A 15134-nucleotide genomic window follows, 5' to 3' on the forward strand; every position below is an offset into this window, starting at 1 on the left:
TATTGGGGTTACCAAAAAATAGAAAATGGTACAAGATTTAGAAAAACAATTAGAGCAACACGGCCTTGAGGTAGTCATTGGCTTAGAAACTCATATCAGACTTAATACTAAAACCAAGCTTTTTTGTGCCTGCCCAAATGCAGAAGCAGAAGAGCCTAATACCAATATATGTTCTGTTTGTACAGGACAAATGGGCGTATTACCCGCTATCAATAGTGAGGCTATTAGAAAAGCCATCATTTTTGGAAAAGCGGTAAATTCTACTTTTTCAAATGGTGTTATTTGCTGGGATAGAAAACACTATGAATATCCTGATAATCCAAAAAACTTTCAGCTGACACAGTTTCAAAGACCCATTATTCCAGATGGGGAAATAAACTGTTACAGAGATAATGGAACCACTTTTTCGGTGCAGCTTGAGCAAGTTCACCTAGAAGAAGATGCCGCCAAGCTGATGCACGAGCGTAAGCAAACATTGGTAGACTTTAATAAAGGTGGTGTTCCATTGATAGAAGTGGTGACCAAACCATGTATCAAAACCTTAAAAGATGCAGCTACGTATGCTCAATATGTGCAGCGTATTGTTCAGAATCTAGGAATTTCAGAAGCAAACCTTGAAAAAGGGGAATTTAAATCTGACGTTTCGGTTTCTTTAAGAAAAATAGGAACAGACGACTTAAACCCTAGAACAGAAATAAAGAACTTGAATTCCTTCAAGTTTATGGTGGAGGCTCTAATTGAGGAAGTTAGCAAGCAATTCGCCTATTTTAAAGAGCATAAAAAACCAAGACCAGAACAAACCACTGTACTTTGGGATGAAGCCCTAAAGCAAACTAAGGTGATGCGTACCAAGGAATTTGCTGCGGATTATCGTTATGTTTTAGAGCCTGACATTCCTTTTGTCAATATTGAGAAAGAAGTAGCCGCTACGCAGGTAGACGAGTCCTTATTGCCGTTTGCTATTGAAAGCACATTGATTAATGGAGGTGTAAGACCTCAGGATGCTAAATTCTTCACGTCAGATTCTGTAAGGTCAGATTTGTTTACGGCTATCAATAAAGAGCTAAAAGACACTTCTTTTGTGGCTAAGACTTTATTGAACAATCTGAAACCAGAAGATTATACGTCTATCACAAATTCGGCAAGCCTGATTAAGGTTTTTGCTGCTTTACAATCTGGAAGTATTACGCAAATTTTGCTTCAAAATGCTATTAAAGAGCTGATTCATAACCCAAATTTTGATTTTCAGACTTACTTTAAAGAGCATAGCATTTCAAACGATACATTAGCAGAGACCATCAACGCCGTGATTGCGGATAACAAAGAGACTGCCGACGAGATTAAAGCCGGAAACCAAGGGAAAGCCGGGATTTTAGTAGGTAAAGTATTACAGACGGTTGGTAAAGGTGCCAATGGTAAAGTGGTGCGTGAGATGATTTTGTCGCAACTTAATGCTGAAATGGTAGCGAGTGAAGCAGCCGCAAAGAATGCCAAATCTAGTGGGACACGCCAGAAATCTACGGAATTAGAGGAAGATGTCAGGTTTACGGAAATTGTAGTTAAAGATAAATATAGGACACATCAAATTTCAGAAGTTTCTGAGGCTTTGCTTGAGCAGGAAGTGACACTTTCTGGATGGGTAGCTAGTGTGAGAGATCACGGGGAGTTGGTGTTTATTGACCTTAGAGATAACTCTTACGAGGTGATGCAGATCAGGTTAGATAGAGATAACATCTCTAAAATTGATTTGTTTGCGAAGCTAAAACCTGAATCTGTGATAATGGTAACCGGAAGTGTTATCAAAAGACAAGAGGATGATTTTAACGCGGCCATTAGAACAGGAGAACTGGAATTGAATGCGTCTAATTTAGAAGTACTTAACGCTGCCAGCACTTTGCCATTTGAAATTAAGAGAGCCGCTAAAACGAGTGAAAATGTACGTTTTAGATATAAATATCTGGACCACAGAAGTGCAGAAGCTCGTCAGGCTATTATTAACCGTCATAAGGTTATAAAACTGATAAGAGACGTACTAGACGCTGAGTCGTTTATAGAGGTGGAAACGCCTATTTTAACGGCAGGAACAGATGAAGGAGCCAGAGAATTTATAGTGCCTAGCCGTAAGTTTGCCGGTAAGTTTTATACGCTTCCGCAAGCTCCACAGCAATTTAAGCAAATGCTGATGGTGGGAGGTTTTGAAAAATACTTCCAGATAGCCAGATGTTTTAGAGATGAAGATTCGCGTGGCGATAGACAGCCTGAGTTTACGCAGCTGGATATTGAGATGGCTTATGTGAGCATGGAAGATGTGATTGACATCAATACCAAGTTATTTAACGAGGTGGTTCATAAGGTTTATGGCAAAAAATGGAAACTGCATCCGTTTAAAGTATTGACTTATAAAGAGTCTATGGATAAATATGGCTGCGACAGACCAGATATAAGATTTGGACTGGAAATGCAGGATATTACGGATATTGTAAAAGAAACGGAATTTCAAGTTTTCGCGAAGCCAATAGAAGATGGTGGAATCGTGAAATGTATTAAAGTAGGAGCAGAGTTCCAGAAAACGCGACTTTCAAAAGGGCAGATTGAGAAATTGACGGCTACGGCTCAAAGTCACGGTTTGGGAGGTTTGGCCTATATTATTGTCAACGAAAACGATTTACAGTCGCCTATTATTAAATTCTTAGGAGAGGACGTTTGTGCCAATATTATTAAGGCTACCGATGCCCAAGTAGGGGATATTGTTTTCTTTTCTGCGGCAGATTATAAAACGGCCAATACGGCTTTAGACGCCGTAAGACAAGAGTTGGGCGATATCCTGAAACTTATCAAACCAAAGGAATTGCATCCGGCTTGGGTTATTGATTTCCCTTTCTTTGAAAAAACAGACGAAGGTAGATGGACCTTTACCCATAATCCTTTCTCTATGCCAAAGGTAGAAGACCTAGATAAGCATATGAAGAGCGAAAACGTGGGAGAGATCATAGCTCAGCAGTATGACATGGTGCTTAACGGATACGAGATAGGTGGAGGTTCTGTGAGGGCTCATAAAGCAGAAATTTTGGAGGCTACTTATAAGAACATGGGTTACGATAAGGAGGAGATGATGAAGAGCGTGGGGCAGATGTATACGGCTTTCCATTACGGTGCACCGCCACACGGAGGAATAGCTTGGGGTATAGATAGGTTGATGATGATTTTGGAAAAAAGAAACTCCATTAGAGAAGTGATGGCTTTCCCAAAAACGGGATCTGGCGAAGATTTGCTTTTCAATAGTCCTTCTATTTTATCGGAAAAGAAGATAAATGAACAAAATGTGAAGTCGATTTGAACAATTTGACGTACTAATTTACCTTTTGCTAATCTTGTATTATAATCATTTAGTTTTTCGATTAAACTTTTTATAGATTTGTAACACTAAAAATATTATTTGGTTTTTAGTTTGTTGATGAAGTGTAATTGCGACATGCAGCTCCAGTTTTGTGGGCTGCGTGTTCTGTTTTAGGGCAATCCTAAATTTTACTGTTACTTTTCTCCTCCCAAAACAATTTTAATTGATAGCCTTAAATCAATCAAGCTAAATAGAGGGATTTGCTATATTAGTGTATATTTTTCAATCACAAAAATGCCTAGAATCGAACTTAGAAAAGTTATTACAGCTGATAAAGAAATAGTTTTTGACCTTTCTAGAAGTATTGATTTACATAAAATATCAACAGAACAGACAAATGAAGAGGCCGTTGCCGGTAAAACTAGCGGATTGATAGGTTTAGGTGAAAGTGTAACTTGGAGAGCAAGGCATTTTGGAGTTTATCAAAATCTAACATCAAAAATTATGGAATTTGAAAAGCCAAAATACTTTGTAGATGAAATGCAAGAAGGTGCTTTTTCAGGATTTAGCCATGAACATCATTTTTCTGATTTTGAAAATGGCACTCTAATGGTCGACGTATTTGAGTATACATCTCCTCTAGGTATTTTGGGTAAATTAGCTGATGTGCTATTTCTTGAAAATTATATGACAGATTTATTATCAAAACGAAATCAAATTATTAAAGAATTTGCTGAAACGGATAAGTGGCGAAAAATATTAATCAATTAAGAGGTCGCGTTTTAGTCTTTGCTCTTCGAAGCTTGTAGCTTCGGAGGAGTGTTTGCAAGCCTCTGGCTTGTGAGGAGGTAATGTTTTCGGTAGGTATAAATTAAGGCATATGATTATCGCAGCTGCTAAGCTAGAGGCTTAGTAATGGGAATTAATGAAATATTGAATAATGAAAAAAAACTTAGTCATTTTGGTGATTACACTTCTTACCTTAAATGTTTCTTGTACTGTTAGACCGAAATTGGCACTTCTGCCAACAAATAATGATGGCGGATACCTTTTAGAGATGATAAATTCAAAAGGAAAACCAACTAATATTTCAGGAACTATTTACGATAAAATAACTGGTTTACCTCTTAGTCATTCAGTAGTAACTATGGGTTGTTTAAAAGTAAAAACAACAGAAAGTGGTGAATATACTTTTAGTGCAAATGGACCTTTAAGTGTCAAGGTTTTTCTTTCGGCCATCTGTGTAGGATATCTGGAAGTGGAAACACGAATGTTTGATTTTAAAACTGAAGCTATTAAATGTGATTTCTTCTTAGTTGAAGATAGGAGACCCTTAATAGAATGTGTGGAGATTGGTGGGCTTTCCAATTAGCGAACTTACTCTTCAAAGCTTGTAGCTTCGATGGAGTGTTTGCAAGCCTTTGGTTTGCCGGAAGGTAATGTTTTCGGAAGCCAGTGATTAAAGCGTATCAGCCTTAGGCTGATTATATTGGGAATGAACACGCAGTATAAAAATGGAGAAAATAAAGGGGCTTTTAAGATTAAGCGGTTTAGCTATTTTTCCTATAGGAATATCAATACTTATGGCTCCAGCAGTGGGATTTTTATTTCTAATAGTCACCCCTATTTCTTTTTTAGTAATGGAATACTATTATTTAAAAAGGTATGTTAATAATGGGTTTTCTAAAGGATTTTTGGACAATATATGTTTTTCCGTAATTATTTACTCGAGCATTGTAATCCTATCTATACTCAATTCTGCGATGCTAAATCACTCATATAGAATTTCAAGACAGTTAGATTTAAGCATTCATTTAAAATCTTATTTACTGCTTCTAGGCGTATTGATGCTATGCTGGTTTATAGTTTATGCTATTTTCAGTCGGTCTCAAAAGTTTAGAGGTGGAAGATGAAACTTTGCCTCAAGGTGATAAATTAGTTCTGCCTTTCGTTTACGATGCTAGGCTAAAGGTAGAGTGAGCAAGCAAAAAAGAGAAACCACGACCAAAGCGTGGTCGAAGGCTTAAGAACCAAAACCAATCAATCCTCAAAAGTCTGATATCGCTCTTTTAAGTCGTTTAGGTCGTTCACCTCACTTATACTTTCTTCTGCCAGTCTTTTGACCATGTCTGCATGTGTTTTTATGGCAGAGTGATGTTCGTCAAGCGTCGCAAAACTCTTTAGTGTTTTAAAACCTTCCATAAGCTTAATCAACACCGATGGGTTCCCAGCGGCATATTGCCTTATTTGATTAAAAGAAGCGTCCATGAGGCCTTTAAAATCTAGGTTTTTAGCAATAACCCTGAGTTGATCTTCATCATCATATCTGTATTTCGACGGAAACTGAATTTGCGTTAATCGGCACATGGTGGCCGTCAAGTTATCTATGCAGGCTATGGCCGTAAATGGGTCATTGATACCAGGCGATAAGGCTCTGGCGGCTATCTCCACCATTTGTAATATGGAGAACTCAGCATCTTGGTCGGGTGACCTTTGATTTCCTAAAACCAACATGTTTTGGAGCGAACTAAGCTCATCTGGCTGAATGGGTTTTGATGCGTAAAGCATACCGACCGTAAATCCTTTGACTAAATAACTTCCAGGTCTAGCATCCATAATGAGTAGCTGGTTTTTATCCTTCATGGTACGAATTAAGCTATCTGCATCTATGAATTGTAAATATCCATTTTTCGGGGCTAGAACTGGCATATTATATTCATAATGGTCTAAAATCTGAGTCATATCAGGTTCTTGACGAGTAGGTTCTCCTAATGTAATTTCCTGTGGAAAAAGAGACTCAAAGTTTTTTGAGAGTAGTTCGGAGATGTCAGCTATCACAGCATCGGCCTGTATTTTGATGGCGATATGATGTATGAAAATGATAAGCAAAATAATATTGGCGATGGTAGCCAAAAAGGCTGCAAAAACCGATAGCGTAGGAATAAAAGAGATGCTGTCGTTATCTCTGACGGCATTGAGAATAATCAGGCAATAAAGGTATGTAGATACATAGGTACCGAGCACCACCTGGTTAAGTCGCTCATGCATAAAGTTACGAAGCAGACGTGGCCCAAACTGCGAAGAAGCCAAAGTTAAAGCCACCAAAGTAATGGAGAAAACGGTACCCGCCACGGTAATCATGGCTCCAGAGATGGCGGATAGCACACTTCTAGCGGCTCCTGCACTGCCAGGGAAAATGTATTGTAAAACACCTTTTGGTGTAAATGCTAAATGGCTATCCAGATAAAGTAGTTGTAAGGCGGCAAGTATGGCAATAACGATAATGGCCACAGGTATAAACCAAAACGTAGACTTAAGCTTGTTCCAAAAGAATAATATTTTTTTCATGCGTCTATGTTTTAGTTTAAATGTATTTAGACCATTGGCCCTGGCCAATGAGGCTATTTCTTGTTCTCAAGTAGGTTCACCTGTTTTTCCATCAAGTCGCAGATTTTAGAAAGAAGTTCTATGTTTTTGGGTGTTGCTACGGTAGCGTCTTTTGGGTCGTCTGCTTTCTTTTTGATAGAGTGCATCACTTTTACAACCAGAAAAACTGTTAAAGCAATGATAGCAAAATCAAGGGTGGATTCTAGTAGTTTACCGTATCCTATAGCCACTTCTGCGTGTAAAAGCTTTTCACCTTGCATCACAGCTTCACGCAGCACTATCTTTTTGTTTTCAAAGCGTGCCCCATCTGTCATCAGGCTGAGGGGAGGCATAAAGACTTCCTTTACCAGGCTATCTATTACTTTGTTAAATGCCGCACCAATAATGACACCAATGGCGATGTCTATCATATTACCTTTGACAGCAAACTCTTTGAATTCGTTGAAAAATTTAAAAGCCATTTTTATTTCGTTTTGTTAATATTCGAAATTCGGGCTTATTTGGATTATAAAAAAAATAAAACGAACTAGCTTAGCAAATAAACGAATAGCAGAGGATAGTGGATATTAATTTGACCCCAGCGGTTTATGATAAATGTGGATTGGAACTGTCATGCTATAAAGCAGAATTAGAAAGCAGAGAATATGATGCCTGTCGATTTCTGTTGAACGGGAAAAACGTACTATGCAGAAACTCAAAAATTACTCCAAAGAAGGCAGGTCAATTTGTGACATTTTGGAAAAGAAATGGCAACCGACTCATAGAGCCTTTTAATGAATCAGATGAAATTGATTTTTATGTGGTCAATGTTAAGACAGAGAATGCTTTTGGACAGTTTGTTTTTCCGAAATCTATTTTGATTCAAAAAGGAATAATTTCAACAGAAAAGAAAGAAGGAAAAAGAGCATTTAGAGTTTATCCTATCTGGGATACTGCAAATAATAAGCAAGCAGAAAGAACCCAAAAGTGGCAGTTAGATTATTTCTTTGAAATTAATGATGCTATTGATTTTGATAGGGTCGCTGTATTGTATCAAAATCAATAAACTTATCTAAGCTCCACCACTGATTCATTTTATCAAGGTAACAAATGAGACTTAACACCCTCATTCGTTATTTTGACTGGCTTTATGGTGCCATCTTCATTGAAATACATCTCGTCAATGCATATCACACGGTGGTCGCGTCCTTCATTTGGGATGGGTCTTCTATGGTAAACCATGTAGTATTTCTCCGTGTTTTCAGGATGCATCACAGAGTGATGCCCTGCTCCCGTAGCTATGGTGGTATCTGATTCTAATATGGTGCCTATTTTATTGAAAGGTCCAGTCGCCTTATCTGCCATGGCATAAGAAACATGATAGGTACTGTTTCCCCAGCCGCCTTCAGACCACATGAAGTAATATTTCCCATTTCTTTTAAACATAAAGGGTCCTTCTACGTAGCCCTCTGGCGTTACTTCTTTGAATAGCGAGCCATCCTCCCAGGGGATAAATCCTGTAAAATCGTCGTTTAATTTTCCCACATTACAATGTCCCCATCCACCATAAAAAAGGTAATAGGTGCCGTCCTCATCTTTATAGACAAACTGGTCAATGGGCTGAGCATCATTATAAAAGTCAGATATCAATGGCTTACCGATATAATCTTTAAAAGGGCCTTTGGGAGAATCTGACACGGCTATGCCAATTCCTCCTGAATGATTGATGTCGTTATTTGGGTCAAAAGCCGCTCCTCTGCTGGGTCTTTGTACATCGTTGGCAGAGAAGAATAGATAATACTTCTTGTCTTTTTCTATGATAGAAGGAGCCCAAACTGCTTGTCTCGCCCATTTGATAATGGTGGTATCTATGATTTTTTCGTGTTTAGTCCAGTTTACTAAATCTTTAGAAGAGAAAGCGTCAAGGAATAATTGGTCTTCATATTTGGCTGAGAAGGTAGGGTATATCCAATATTCATCACCGAAAATAACGCCCTCAGGGTCGGCATACCAACCTTCGGCAATAGGATTTCCAGAAAGTTCAGTGGTAGTGTTTTCACGCTCGCAGCCAAACAAAACTGCCACCAAGAATAGGTAAACTAGGGTATTCAATTTCATAATGAAAGATAGAATCAAATTTTATATTCAAACGCTAAGTTTGGAATTTAATAGGAAAGGAGTAGACGTGGGAGGATTTTGTTGAAACTTTGGCGGAAGATTACAGTTTAGTGCTATTTATTAATTAGAGGTATGGTTTATTTAAGGCCGTATACAGACTTATAAATGAACCCTTTTATTAGTAGGTCGTAAACGGTCTCTACGCTCAACTTTTGTGCTAGAAGGGTTTCTCAATAAAGCTATCAACTCGCAGGAATGTAAATATCAAAGGTTGCACCTTTGTTTAGTTCGCTTGTAGCTGTAATGATACCATGATGGTTCTCTACAATTTTTTTTACGATGGTCAGTCCTATTCCTGTGCCCGATATCTTTTCTTTACCGTGAAGGCGTTTAAATAATTCAAAGATGTGGTCTTTGTAACGAGGTTCAAAGCCAATACCATTATCGGTAATGGTGATGTGGCAATAGTCCTTATCGGGCAAAAGTTTAGGATTTTCTGCTTTGCTGCCTTTTAAAATGGTGCTTTCTATGACTATAAACGGTGGTATATCGGGTTGAGAAAATTTAAGTGCGTTGCCAATGATGTTGTGCATGAGTTGGCGAAACTGAAAGGGAATTATAAGGGCATGGCACATTTCACCAACACGTACAACTGCATTTTTTTCGGCAATGATTTCTGTGAGATCATTTAGTACAGTTGTTACTATAATGTTAAGAGCAGTGGTTTCAAATTTTCTTTCTAGCGTTGTTGTTTGAGAGTATGCAAGCAAATCAGTAATCAGGTTTTGCATACGATTGGCGGAGTCGTGCATTCCTATAATATGCCGTTTGCCTTTATCAGACAACTTCTGAGATTCGTCAGAAATCAGCCTTGAAGCGAATATTTGTATTTTTCTTAATGGCTCCTGCAAATCATGGCTAGAGATGTAGGTAAACGATTCTAACTCTTTATAAGCACTGATTAATTCTGCGGCACGTTTTTCCTTTTCTTCGTTTTGAAAAACAAGTTCCTTATTGGCCACAATTAACTCTGCAGCACGTTTTTCCTTTTCTTCGTTTTCAAAGGCAAGTTTTTTATTGGCAACACCCAACTCTGCAGCCCGCTTTTCTTTCTCTTCGTTTTCAAAAGCAAGCTTTTTGTTGGCGATACCGAGTTCTGCGGCCCGCTTTTCTTTCTCTTCGTTCTGAAAAACAAGATCTATGTTTGCACTTTTTAATTCTTCTTCAGAGGCCTTACGTTGGGTAATGTCAACTCTGATGGCCAGATATTGATAGGGTTTGTTGTCTTCATTGAGAAAAGGAACAATAGTGGTATCCACCCAATAGAAAGTGCCGTCTTTGGCTTTGTTTTTAAATTCGCCTTTCCATGTTTTTCCCTTGGCAATAGTTTTCCATAAATCATGGATATATGCCTTGGGGTGATATCCTGAATTGAGAATATCGTGGTCTTGTCCGATTAACTCTTCTTCTGTGTATTTAGATATTTTGCAAAAATTACTATTTACTTTTTTAATAATTCCTTTTTGGTCTGTAATGGCTATTATAGTGGTTTCGTCTAAGGCATCTTTATACTCTGATGCCTCCTTTAAGCTGTCCTGTAAGCGTTTTTGCGATTGATTAAGTTGTTTATTGACAAGGCTAAGTTCCTCAGCTCTTTTTTCTTTTTCGTCATTTTGTAAAGCCAGTTCGTGGTTAGCTGTGACTAATTCCTCAGCACGTTTTTCTTTTTCATCGTTTTGAAAAGCGAGTTCCTTATTGGCTATCACTAATTCCTCAGCACGTTTTCCTTTTTCGTCATTTTGAAAAACCATTTCTTTGTCGGCCTCTATTAATTCGGTGGTTCTTTTTTTTATCTCTTTATTCTGAAAAACAAGTTCCTTTTTTGCCATGACTAATTCTTCCGCCAGCTTTTCCTTTTGCAAAGCTCGTTCAGTGATAGTATTGGATGATTTCTCTTCCATGATGTCAGACAATTGATAAGAAATAATTCTCTTTCGATGGTTGCGGAACTGGAAACATTTCTAGTGTTAAAACTTTTTCAATAGCCTTTACCAAAAGAGAAAACGAAGTTGGCTTTCGGATATAATAATTTGCCCCTTGTTCGTATGTTTTATCTACAAAAACGTGATTGTCCGAAGTTGAAAATATGACAACGGGTATACTCTTTAACTTGGGCGTATTTCTTATTTCTTCCAAACATTGAAAACCATCTTTTAAAGGCATGTTTAGGTCTAAGAAAATAATATGGGGCGGTGGATGTTGGATTAATATGTCAAGATTGCTCATCAACTCCAAGCCATTACTTGAAGTTGTTAGTTCAGTTGGAATCGTTACTTGCTCCAGTGCATCTTTGAAAAATTCTCGGTCATCGGCATCATCATCCGCAAGAAAGATGTTTTTCATTTGGTTTAAAATTTAGCTTAAAGGTTAAAACTATTTTCATGCATTTGTCTTACGGAGCTGGTGGCAATGGTCATGCAGAAAGTATAAAAAGGGGCAATATAGGAATATAATTTGAACAAGTGCAGCTAACCACTTTATCTATCTTAATATAAGCATTTGTATCTAGAACTATAACCTAAATCAGATTATACCGTTTCTTACTTTTATGAATGCCTGCAAAGCGTTTAGATCTTAAGTAATGTTGGGGTGTTTTCCTTACAGCGAATGCTAACATCTCCTAAAGAGAAAATTTTATCCCCTGAGCCAGTGGTAGTTCTGTGCCATAATTAATGGTGCAGGTTTGTCTACGCATATAGGCTTTCCAGGCATCTGAGCCACTTTCTCTGCCACCACCGGTTTCTTTCTCACCACCAAAGGCTCCGCCTATCTCAGCACCAGAAGTACCTATATTCACATTGGCAATGCCACAGTCTGAGCCATTTGCAGAAAGAAACTGCTCGGCTTGTCTAAGATTTAAGGAGAAAATAGCGGAGGATAATCCCTGAGGAACGTTATTTTGAATAGCAATGGCCTCCTCCAGTGTTTCATATTTTACCAAATATAGGATAGGGGCAAAAGTTTCCGTTTTAAGTATAGGCATTTGAGCATTCGCTTCTATTATAGTAGGCAGCACATAACATCCTGAATTATAGACATCGCCTTCCACTTGGCCGTTTCCCACTAAAACCTTTCCTCCTTCAACGCTTGCTTCTTTAATAGTGGCGAAATATTTCTCTACCGCCTCTGTGTCAATTAGTGGACCCACATGGTTTTCAGAATTCAAGGGGTCGCCAATTTTTAATTGGCCATAGGCTTTAACCAGCTTTTCCTTTAATGCGTCATATTGGGAGCTATGAACTATCAACCTCCTGGTAGACGTACAACGCTGACCACAAGTACCTACTGCACCAAAAACAATAGCAGGAATGGCTTGTTTTAGGTCTGCACTTTCTGTAAGAATGATGGCATTATTGCCGCCAAGTTCTAACAAAGACTTACCCAAGCGGGCCGCCAGATTCACGGCAACAGATTTCCCCATTGGGACAGAACCCGTAGCAGAAAGCAAATCTATATGAGGATCCTTTGCCATTGCTTCTCCAATAATCCGATCCCCCACGACCAAATTAGAAATGCCTTCGGGTAAATCATTTTCCTTTAGCACTTCCGCAAAAATCATTTGACAAGCCATGGCTGTAAATGGCGTCTTCTCCGACGGTTTCCAGATACATACATTACCACAAACCCAGGCTAAAGCCGTGTTCCAAGCCCAAACAGCCACCGGAAAATTGAAGGCGGAGATAATCCCTACAATGCCCAATGGATGCCACTGCTCCATCATGCGGTGCTGCGGTCTTTCTGAATGCATTTGTAAGCCGTAAAGCTGTCTAGATAAACCCACTGCGAAATCGCAGATATCTATCATTTCTTGTACTTCGCCCAGACCTTCCTGCAAGCTTTTACCCATCTCAAAACTAACAAGTTCTCCCAGGGACTGCTTATGCTCTCGTAATTTCTGTCCAAACTGCCTCACCACTTCCCCTCTTGCTGGGGCTGTTTTATTTCGCCATAAGACGGCTGCCTCTTGAGCAGTTTTGATGACGCTCTCATAGTCAGACAGGCTCGCAGCATACACTTCACCTATCACTGAGCCATCCACTGGTGAGTCAATGGTGAATTTTTTTCCAGTTCCTATGGTGTTTATGGTACCCGTGCTTACGCCGGCATTATTCAATTCTGTTTTTATTCTTTGAATTAATTCTTTCATGCTTTTTTTGAGGTCTGTGATGAAAATGTGCTTTCAAAAATCTTATCGGCATTGCCAGTTTCAAAGCCATCCCTAAGATGTTCTCTTTTGATGGCGGGCCCTTTTAAATGTTGAAATTCTGGAAGTAATCGGCGTTCCGCAAATTCTAAATAGCTGCCCGGAATCTCCACTTTCTCTCCTCCTTTGAAAGTAGCCATGACCATATCTGCCACGGTGCTGCTCTGAGCCAATAGTCCATCAGGGCTTGTTTTTATTTTTCCACCAGCGGTATTAAGTCTAACGTCATGGCTTTCTGAAAAAGCATTAAACTCCTCCAGCGTATTATAGCCTTGTTTTAAGGCATGTACGCTTATGGTATAATGATTCAGGTAGTAGCGATTATAAATTACCCAAGCAGCGTACTCACTTTCTTCACTGAGTTTCTGGTAATCTGCCAAAGTAGGGAGCGGCCATAATGGTTTTTCAAAAAAAAGACCCACTTCATCCGCATTATCTAAGTCTAATTCATCTACAGGATCGGCATGCACTTCATCCGTGTATTTTTTGATAATTTCTTGTGCCTTAGTACTCAAATCTTTTACCCGAAGTTCTGAGATAAAAATGCGGGGGTATCTTTCTTCAGGTGGTGCGTACCACCATGCGTCTAGTTTTTTTCCTTCAAAATGGAAGTAGTCTTTTTTCTGATATCCATGATGAAGAAATATCTTTTCGAACGAGGCCACGCCCAGTTGGGGCACCCCCATGGTTCTGAACGCGATATGGTCATTCACTATCTCTTGAGGGTCTTTAATGATACCCTCTGCCAGCATAGCCTCCATGATTTTCTGAACCACGGGTACCCTTTCTTCATAAGGTGTAAACAGGCGATTCATCACAGTATCTAAGGTTTGTTTTTCTTCGAATCTCATTGCTTTGGTCTTTAGAATTAAACGAAATACTGACCGTTTTCTGTCGCCAGAAAAGCGTCAAATGATATCTCCTCTTGCTTTATAAAGCCTTGCTGTGGTAAACTGCCGTTGGCCACCATTTCTACCACTGCGGCAATAGATGCAGCGGTGGTCCAGGAGATGGCTCGCCATACTTTACCTTCAATACTTAAAGGCATATAAGCTCTGTAAAACTCACTTCTGAGTAATTTTCCATCTTGCCAGCCTTCTACGATGGCATACACATACACTACATCTTCTTTTACCGGAGGTTTAGCGTTTTCCAGAATGCTGGTAAGTAAGGGCTTATCTTTTTTTAAGATTAATTCCTGGATAAGGAATTTCATCAATTTACAATGCCCGGGATAGCGTATGGTCTTGTAATTTAAAGTATCTACTTTACCCTCAAAAGTCTCACACATAGTGCCCAAACCACCAGAGGTGGTAAAAGCTTCAAATTCTTTTCCTTCTATATTTATGTACTCAAGACCATCCAGAGAGGTCACCATTTTGCGAACGCCATTATGAATAGCTTCTGCATCATTGATGTATTCATTAATGACACCATCTGGCGACCAGGTGAAAGAATAAGCCAGCAAACCGTTGGGGTATTTGGGCAAAGCTCCTACCCTAAGTTCAATGTCTCTTACTTTGTCGAATTCTGAGGCCAGATTAGCTCCCACTATGCCAATAAGCCCAGGAGCCAAGCCACATTGTGGAGCCATTACCGTGGTGGCCTTTTTAGATAGATCCCTAATGTAATTCGTAGTAGAAACATCTTCTGTGAGGTCAAAATAATGAAGACCTAAGGCAGCCGCCAATCTGGCGATAGGTTTGTTTAGAAAAAAAGGTAAAGCCGAGACTACGGCGTCAAAGTCTGGCAGCGTTTTCTGCAAGAATTCTTCTGAACTAACGTCACCTTCAATGACATTAAAAGGTAATTGATAATTGTAATGGGGTTTCTTTTTATCCAGCCCGGTGACTTCAAATTTTTTGCTAAGAAGTACGCCTACCAGACTACCCACTTTGCCCATTCCTAGGACTAAAATGCGTTTCATAAGATTTAATCGGTTTGGTTGTTGAAGTGTACGAAATCTACACATTTGGAAGGGGAAAAGCAATTGGAAGGGGCTTAATGAATTTAAGACTTTTTGATTTCCGAGGCTTCCGTGCCTATGCT

Annotated in this window: 12 protein-coding genes; 4 read left to right on the top strand and 8 right to left on the bottom strand. The window is 39.1% G+C overall.

The features are described from left to right. The first annotated feature begins 25 nt into the window (after positions 1 to 25). From gatB/aspS to ACSBFT_RS02305, 3 genes are all read left to right on the top strand, one after another. On the top strand, positions 26 to 3337 hold the full coding sequence (gene gatB/aspS, locus ACSBFT_RS02295; protein WP_489603216.1) for a bifunctional amidotransferase subunit GatB/aspartate--tRNA ligase AspS: 3312 nt from the start codon (positions 26 to 28) through the stop codon (positions 3335 to 3337). A gap of 294 nt (positions 3338 to 3631) precedes the next feature. Then, complete coding sequence (locus ACSBFT_RS02300; protein WP_489603217.1) at positions 3632 to 4108, top strand: SRPBCC family protein; 477 nt, start codon at positions 3632 to 3634, stop codon at positions 4106 to 4108. Positions 4109 to 4277: 169 nt separating this feature from the next. Beyond that, the gene (locus tag ACSBFT_RS02305) at positions 4278 to 4709 is read left to right on the top strand and encodes a hypothetical protein (protein ID WP_489603218.1); all 432 of its coding nucleotides are present in this window, start codon (positions 4278 to 4280) and stop codon (positions 4707 to 4709) included. A gap of 668 nt (positions 4710 to 5377) precedes the next feature. Here the strand turns inward: ACSBFT_RS02305 and ACSBFT_RS02310 are convergent. Beyond that, positions 5378 to 6685 (bottom strand): DUF2254 domain-containing protein, encoded by a 1308-nt coding sequence (locus ACSBFT_RS02310; RefSeq protein WP_489603219.1) that lies wholly within the window; start codon positions 6683 to 6685, stop codon positions 5378 to 5380. 53 nt (positions 6686 to 6738) lie between these two features. Beyond that, a complete protein-coding gene (gene mscL, locus ACSBFT_RS02315) occupies positions 6739 to 7185 on the bottom strand; it encodes a large conductance mechanosensitive channel protein MscL (RefSeq protein WP_489603220.1) in 447 nt (148 codons plus the stop codon). Between the two features lie 98 nt (positions 7186 to 7283). Here mscL and ACSBFT_RS02320 point away from each other — a divergent pair, with 98 nt between their 5' ends. Next, positions 7284 to 7769, top strand: coding sequence for a MepB family protein (locus tag ACSBFT_RS02320; RefSeq protein ID WP_489603221.1), 486 nt, complete (start codon positions 7284 to 7286; stop codon positions 7767 to 7769). Positions 7770 to 7801: 32 nt separating this feature from the next. On the opposite strand, the gene ACSBFT_RS02325 is transcribed toward ACSBFT_RS02320, so the two are convergent. The 6 genes from ACSBFT_RS02325 to ACSBFT_RS02350 all read right to left on the bottom strand — a co-directional run bounded on the left by ACSBFT_RS02325 (position 7802) and on the right by ACSBFT_RS02350 (position 15012). Beyond that, complete coding sequence (locus tag ACSBFT_RS02325) at positions 7802 to 8821, bottom strand: glycoside hydrolase family 43 protein (RefSeq protein WP_489603222.1); 1020 nt, start codon at positions 8819 to 8821, stop codon at positions 7802 to 7804. Between the two features lie 242 nt (positions 8822 to 9063). Beyond that, positions 9064 to 10782 carry a PAS domain-containing sensor histidine kinase gene (locus tag ACSBFT_RS02330; RefSeq protein WP_489603224.1) on the bottom strand — a complete coding sequence of 573 codons (1719 nt, stop codon included), beginning with the start codon at positions 10780 to 10782 and terminating at the stop codon, positions 9064 to 9066. A gap of 4 nt (positions 10783 to 10786) precedes the next feature. Then, on the bottom strand, positions 10787 to 11224 hold the full coding sequence (locus ACSBFT_RS02335) for a response regulator (RefSeq protein ID WP_489603225.1): 438 nt from the start codon (positions 11222 to 11224) through the stop codon (positions 10787 to 10789). A gap of 277 nt (positions 11225 to 11501) precedes the next feature. Then, a complete protein-coding gene (gene amaB / locus ACSBFT_RS02340; protein ID WP_489603226.1) occupies positions 11502 to 13028 on the bottom strand; it encodes an L-piperidine-6-carboxylate dehydrogenase in 1527 nt (508 codons plus the stop codon). Continuing rightward, positions 13025 to 13936: a DUF1338 domain-containing protein gene (locus ACSBFT_RS02345; protein WP_489603228.1), complete on the bottom strand. Its 912-nt coding sequence runs from the start codon at positions 13934 to 13936 to the stop codon at positions 13025 to 13027. Before ACSBFT_RS02345 ends, amaB begins: the two co-directional genes overlap by 4 nt. Before the next feature lie 17 nt (positions 13937 to 13953). Further along, positions 13954 to 15012: a saccharopine dehydrogenase family protein gene (locus ACSBFT_RS02350; protein ID WP_463049118.1), complete on the bottom strand. Its 1059-nt coding sequence runs from the start codon at positions 15010 to 15012 to the stop codon at positions 13954 to 13956. Between the last annotated feature and the right edge of the window lie 122 nt (positions 15013 to 15134).

This window comes from Arcticibacterium sp. SM2516 (genome assembly GCF_057914865.1).

Excerpts from the sequence above, each read along its gene's own strand:
- gatB/aspS (WP_489603216.1), top strand. The coding sequence starts at position 26 with ATGGTACAAGATTTAGAAAAACAATTAGAGCAACACGGCCTTGAGGTA.
- ACSBFT_RS02300 (WP_489603217.1), top strand. The coding sequence starts at position 3,632 with ATGCCTAGAATCGAACTTAGAAAAGTTATTACAGCTGATAAAGAAATA.
- ACSBFT_RS02305 (WP_489603218.1), top strand. The coding sequence starts at position 4,278 with ATGAAAAAAAACTTAGTCATTTTGGTGATTACACTTCTTACCTTAAAT.
- ACSBFT_RS02310 (WP_489603219.1), bottom strand. The coding sequence starts at position 6,685 with ATGAAAAAAATATTATTCTTTTGGAACAAGCTTAAGTCTACGTTTTGG.
- mscL (WP_489603220.1), bottom strand. The coding sequence starts at position 7,185 with ATGGCTTTTAAATTTTTCAACGAATTCAAAGAGTTTGCTGTCAAAGGT.
- ACSBFT_RS02325 (WP_489603222.1), bottom strand. The coding sequence starts at position 8,821 with ATGAAATTGAATACCCTAGTTTACCTATTCTTGGTGGCAGTTTTGTTT.
- ACSBFT_RS02330 (WP_489603224.1), bottom strand. The coding sequence starts at position 10,782 with ATGGAAGAGAAATCATCCAATACTATCACTGAACGAGCTTTGCAAAAG.
- ACSBFT_RS02335 (WP_489603225.1), bottom strand. The coding sequence starts at position 11,224 with ATGAAAAACATCTTTCTTGCGGATGATGATGCCGATGACCGAGAATTT.
- amaB (WP_489603226.1), bottom strand. The coding sequence starts at position 13,028 with ATGAAAGAATTAATTCAAAGAATAAAAACAGAATTGAATAATGCCGGC.
- ACSBFT_RS02345 (WP_489603228.1), bottom strand. The coding sequence starts at position 13,936 with ATGAGATTCGAAGAAAAACAAACCTTAGATACTGTGATGAATCGCCTG.
- ACSBFT_RS02350 (WP_463049118.1), bottom strand. The coding sequence starts at position 15,012 with ATGAAACGCATTTTAGTCCTAGGAATGGGCAAAGTGGGTAGTCTGGTA.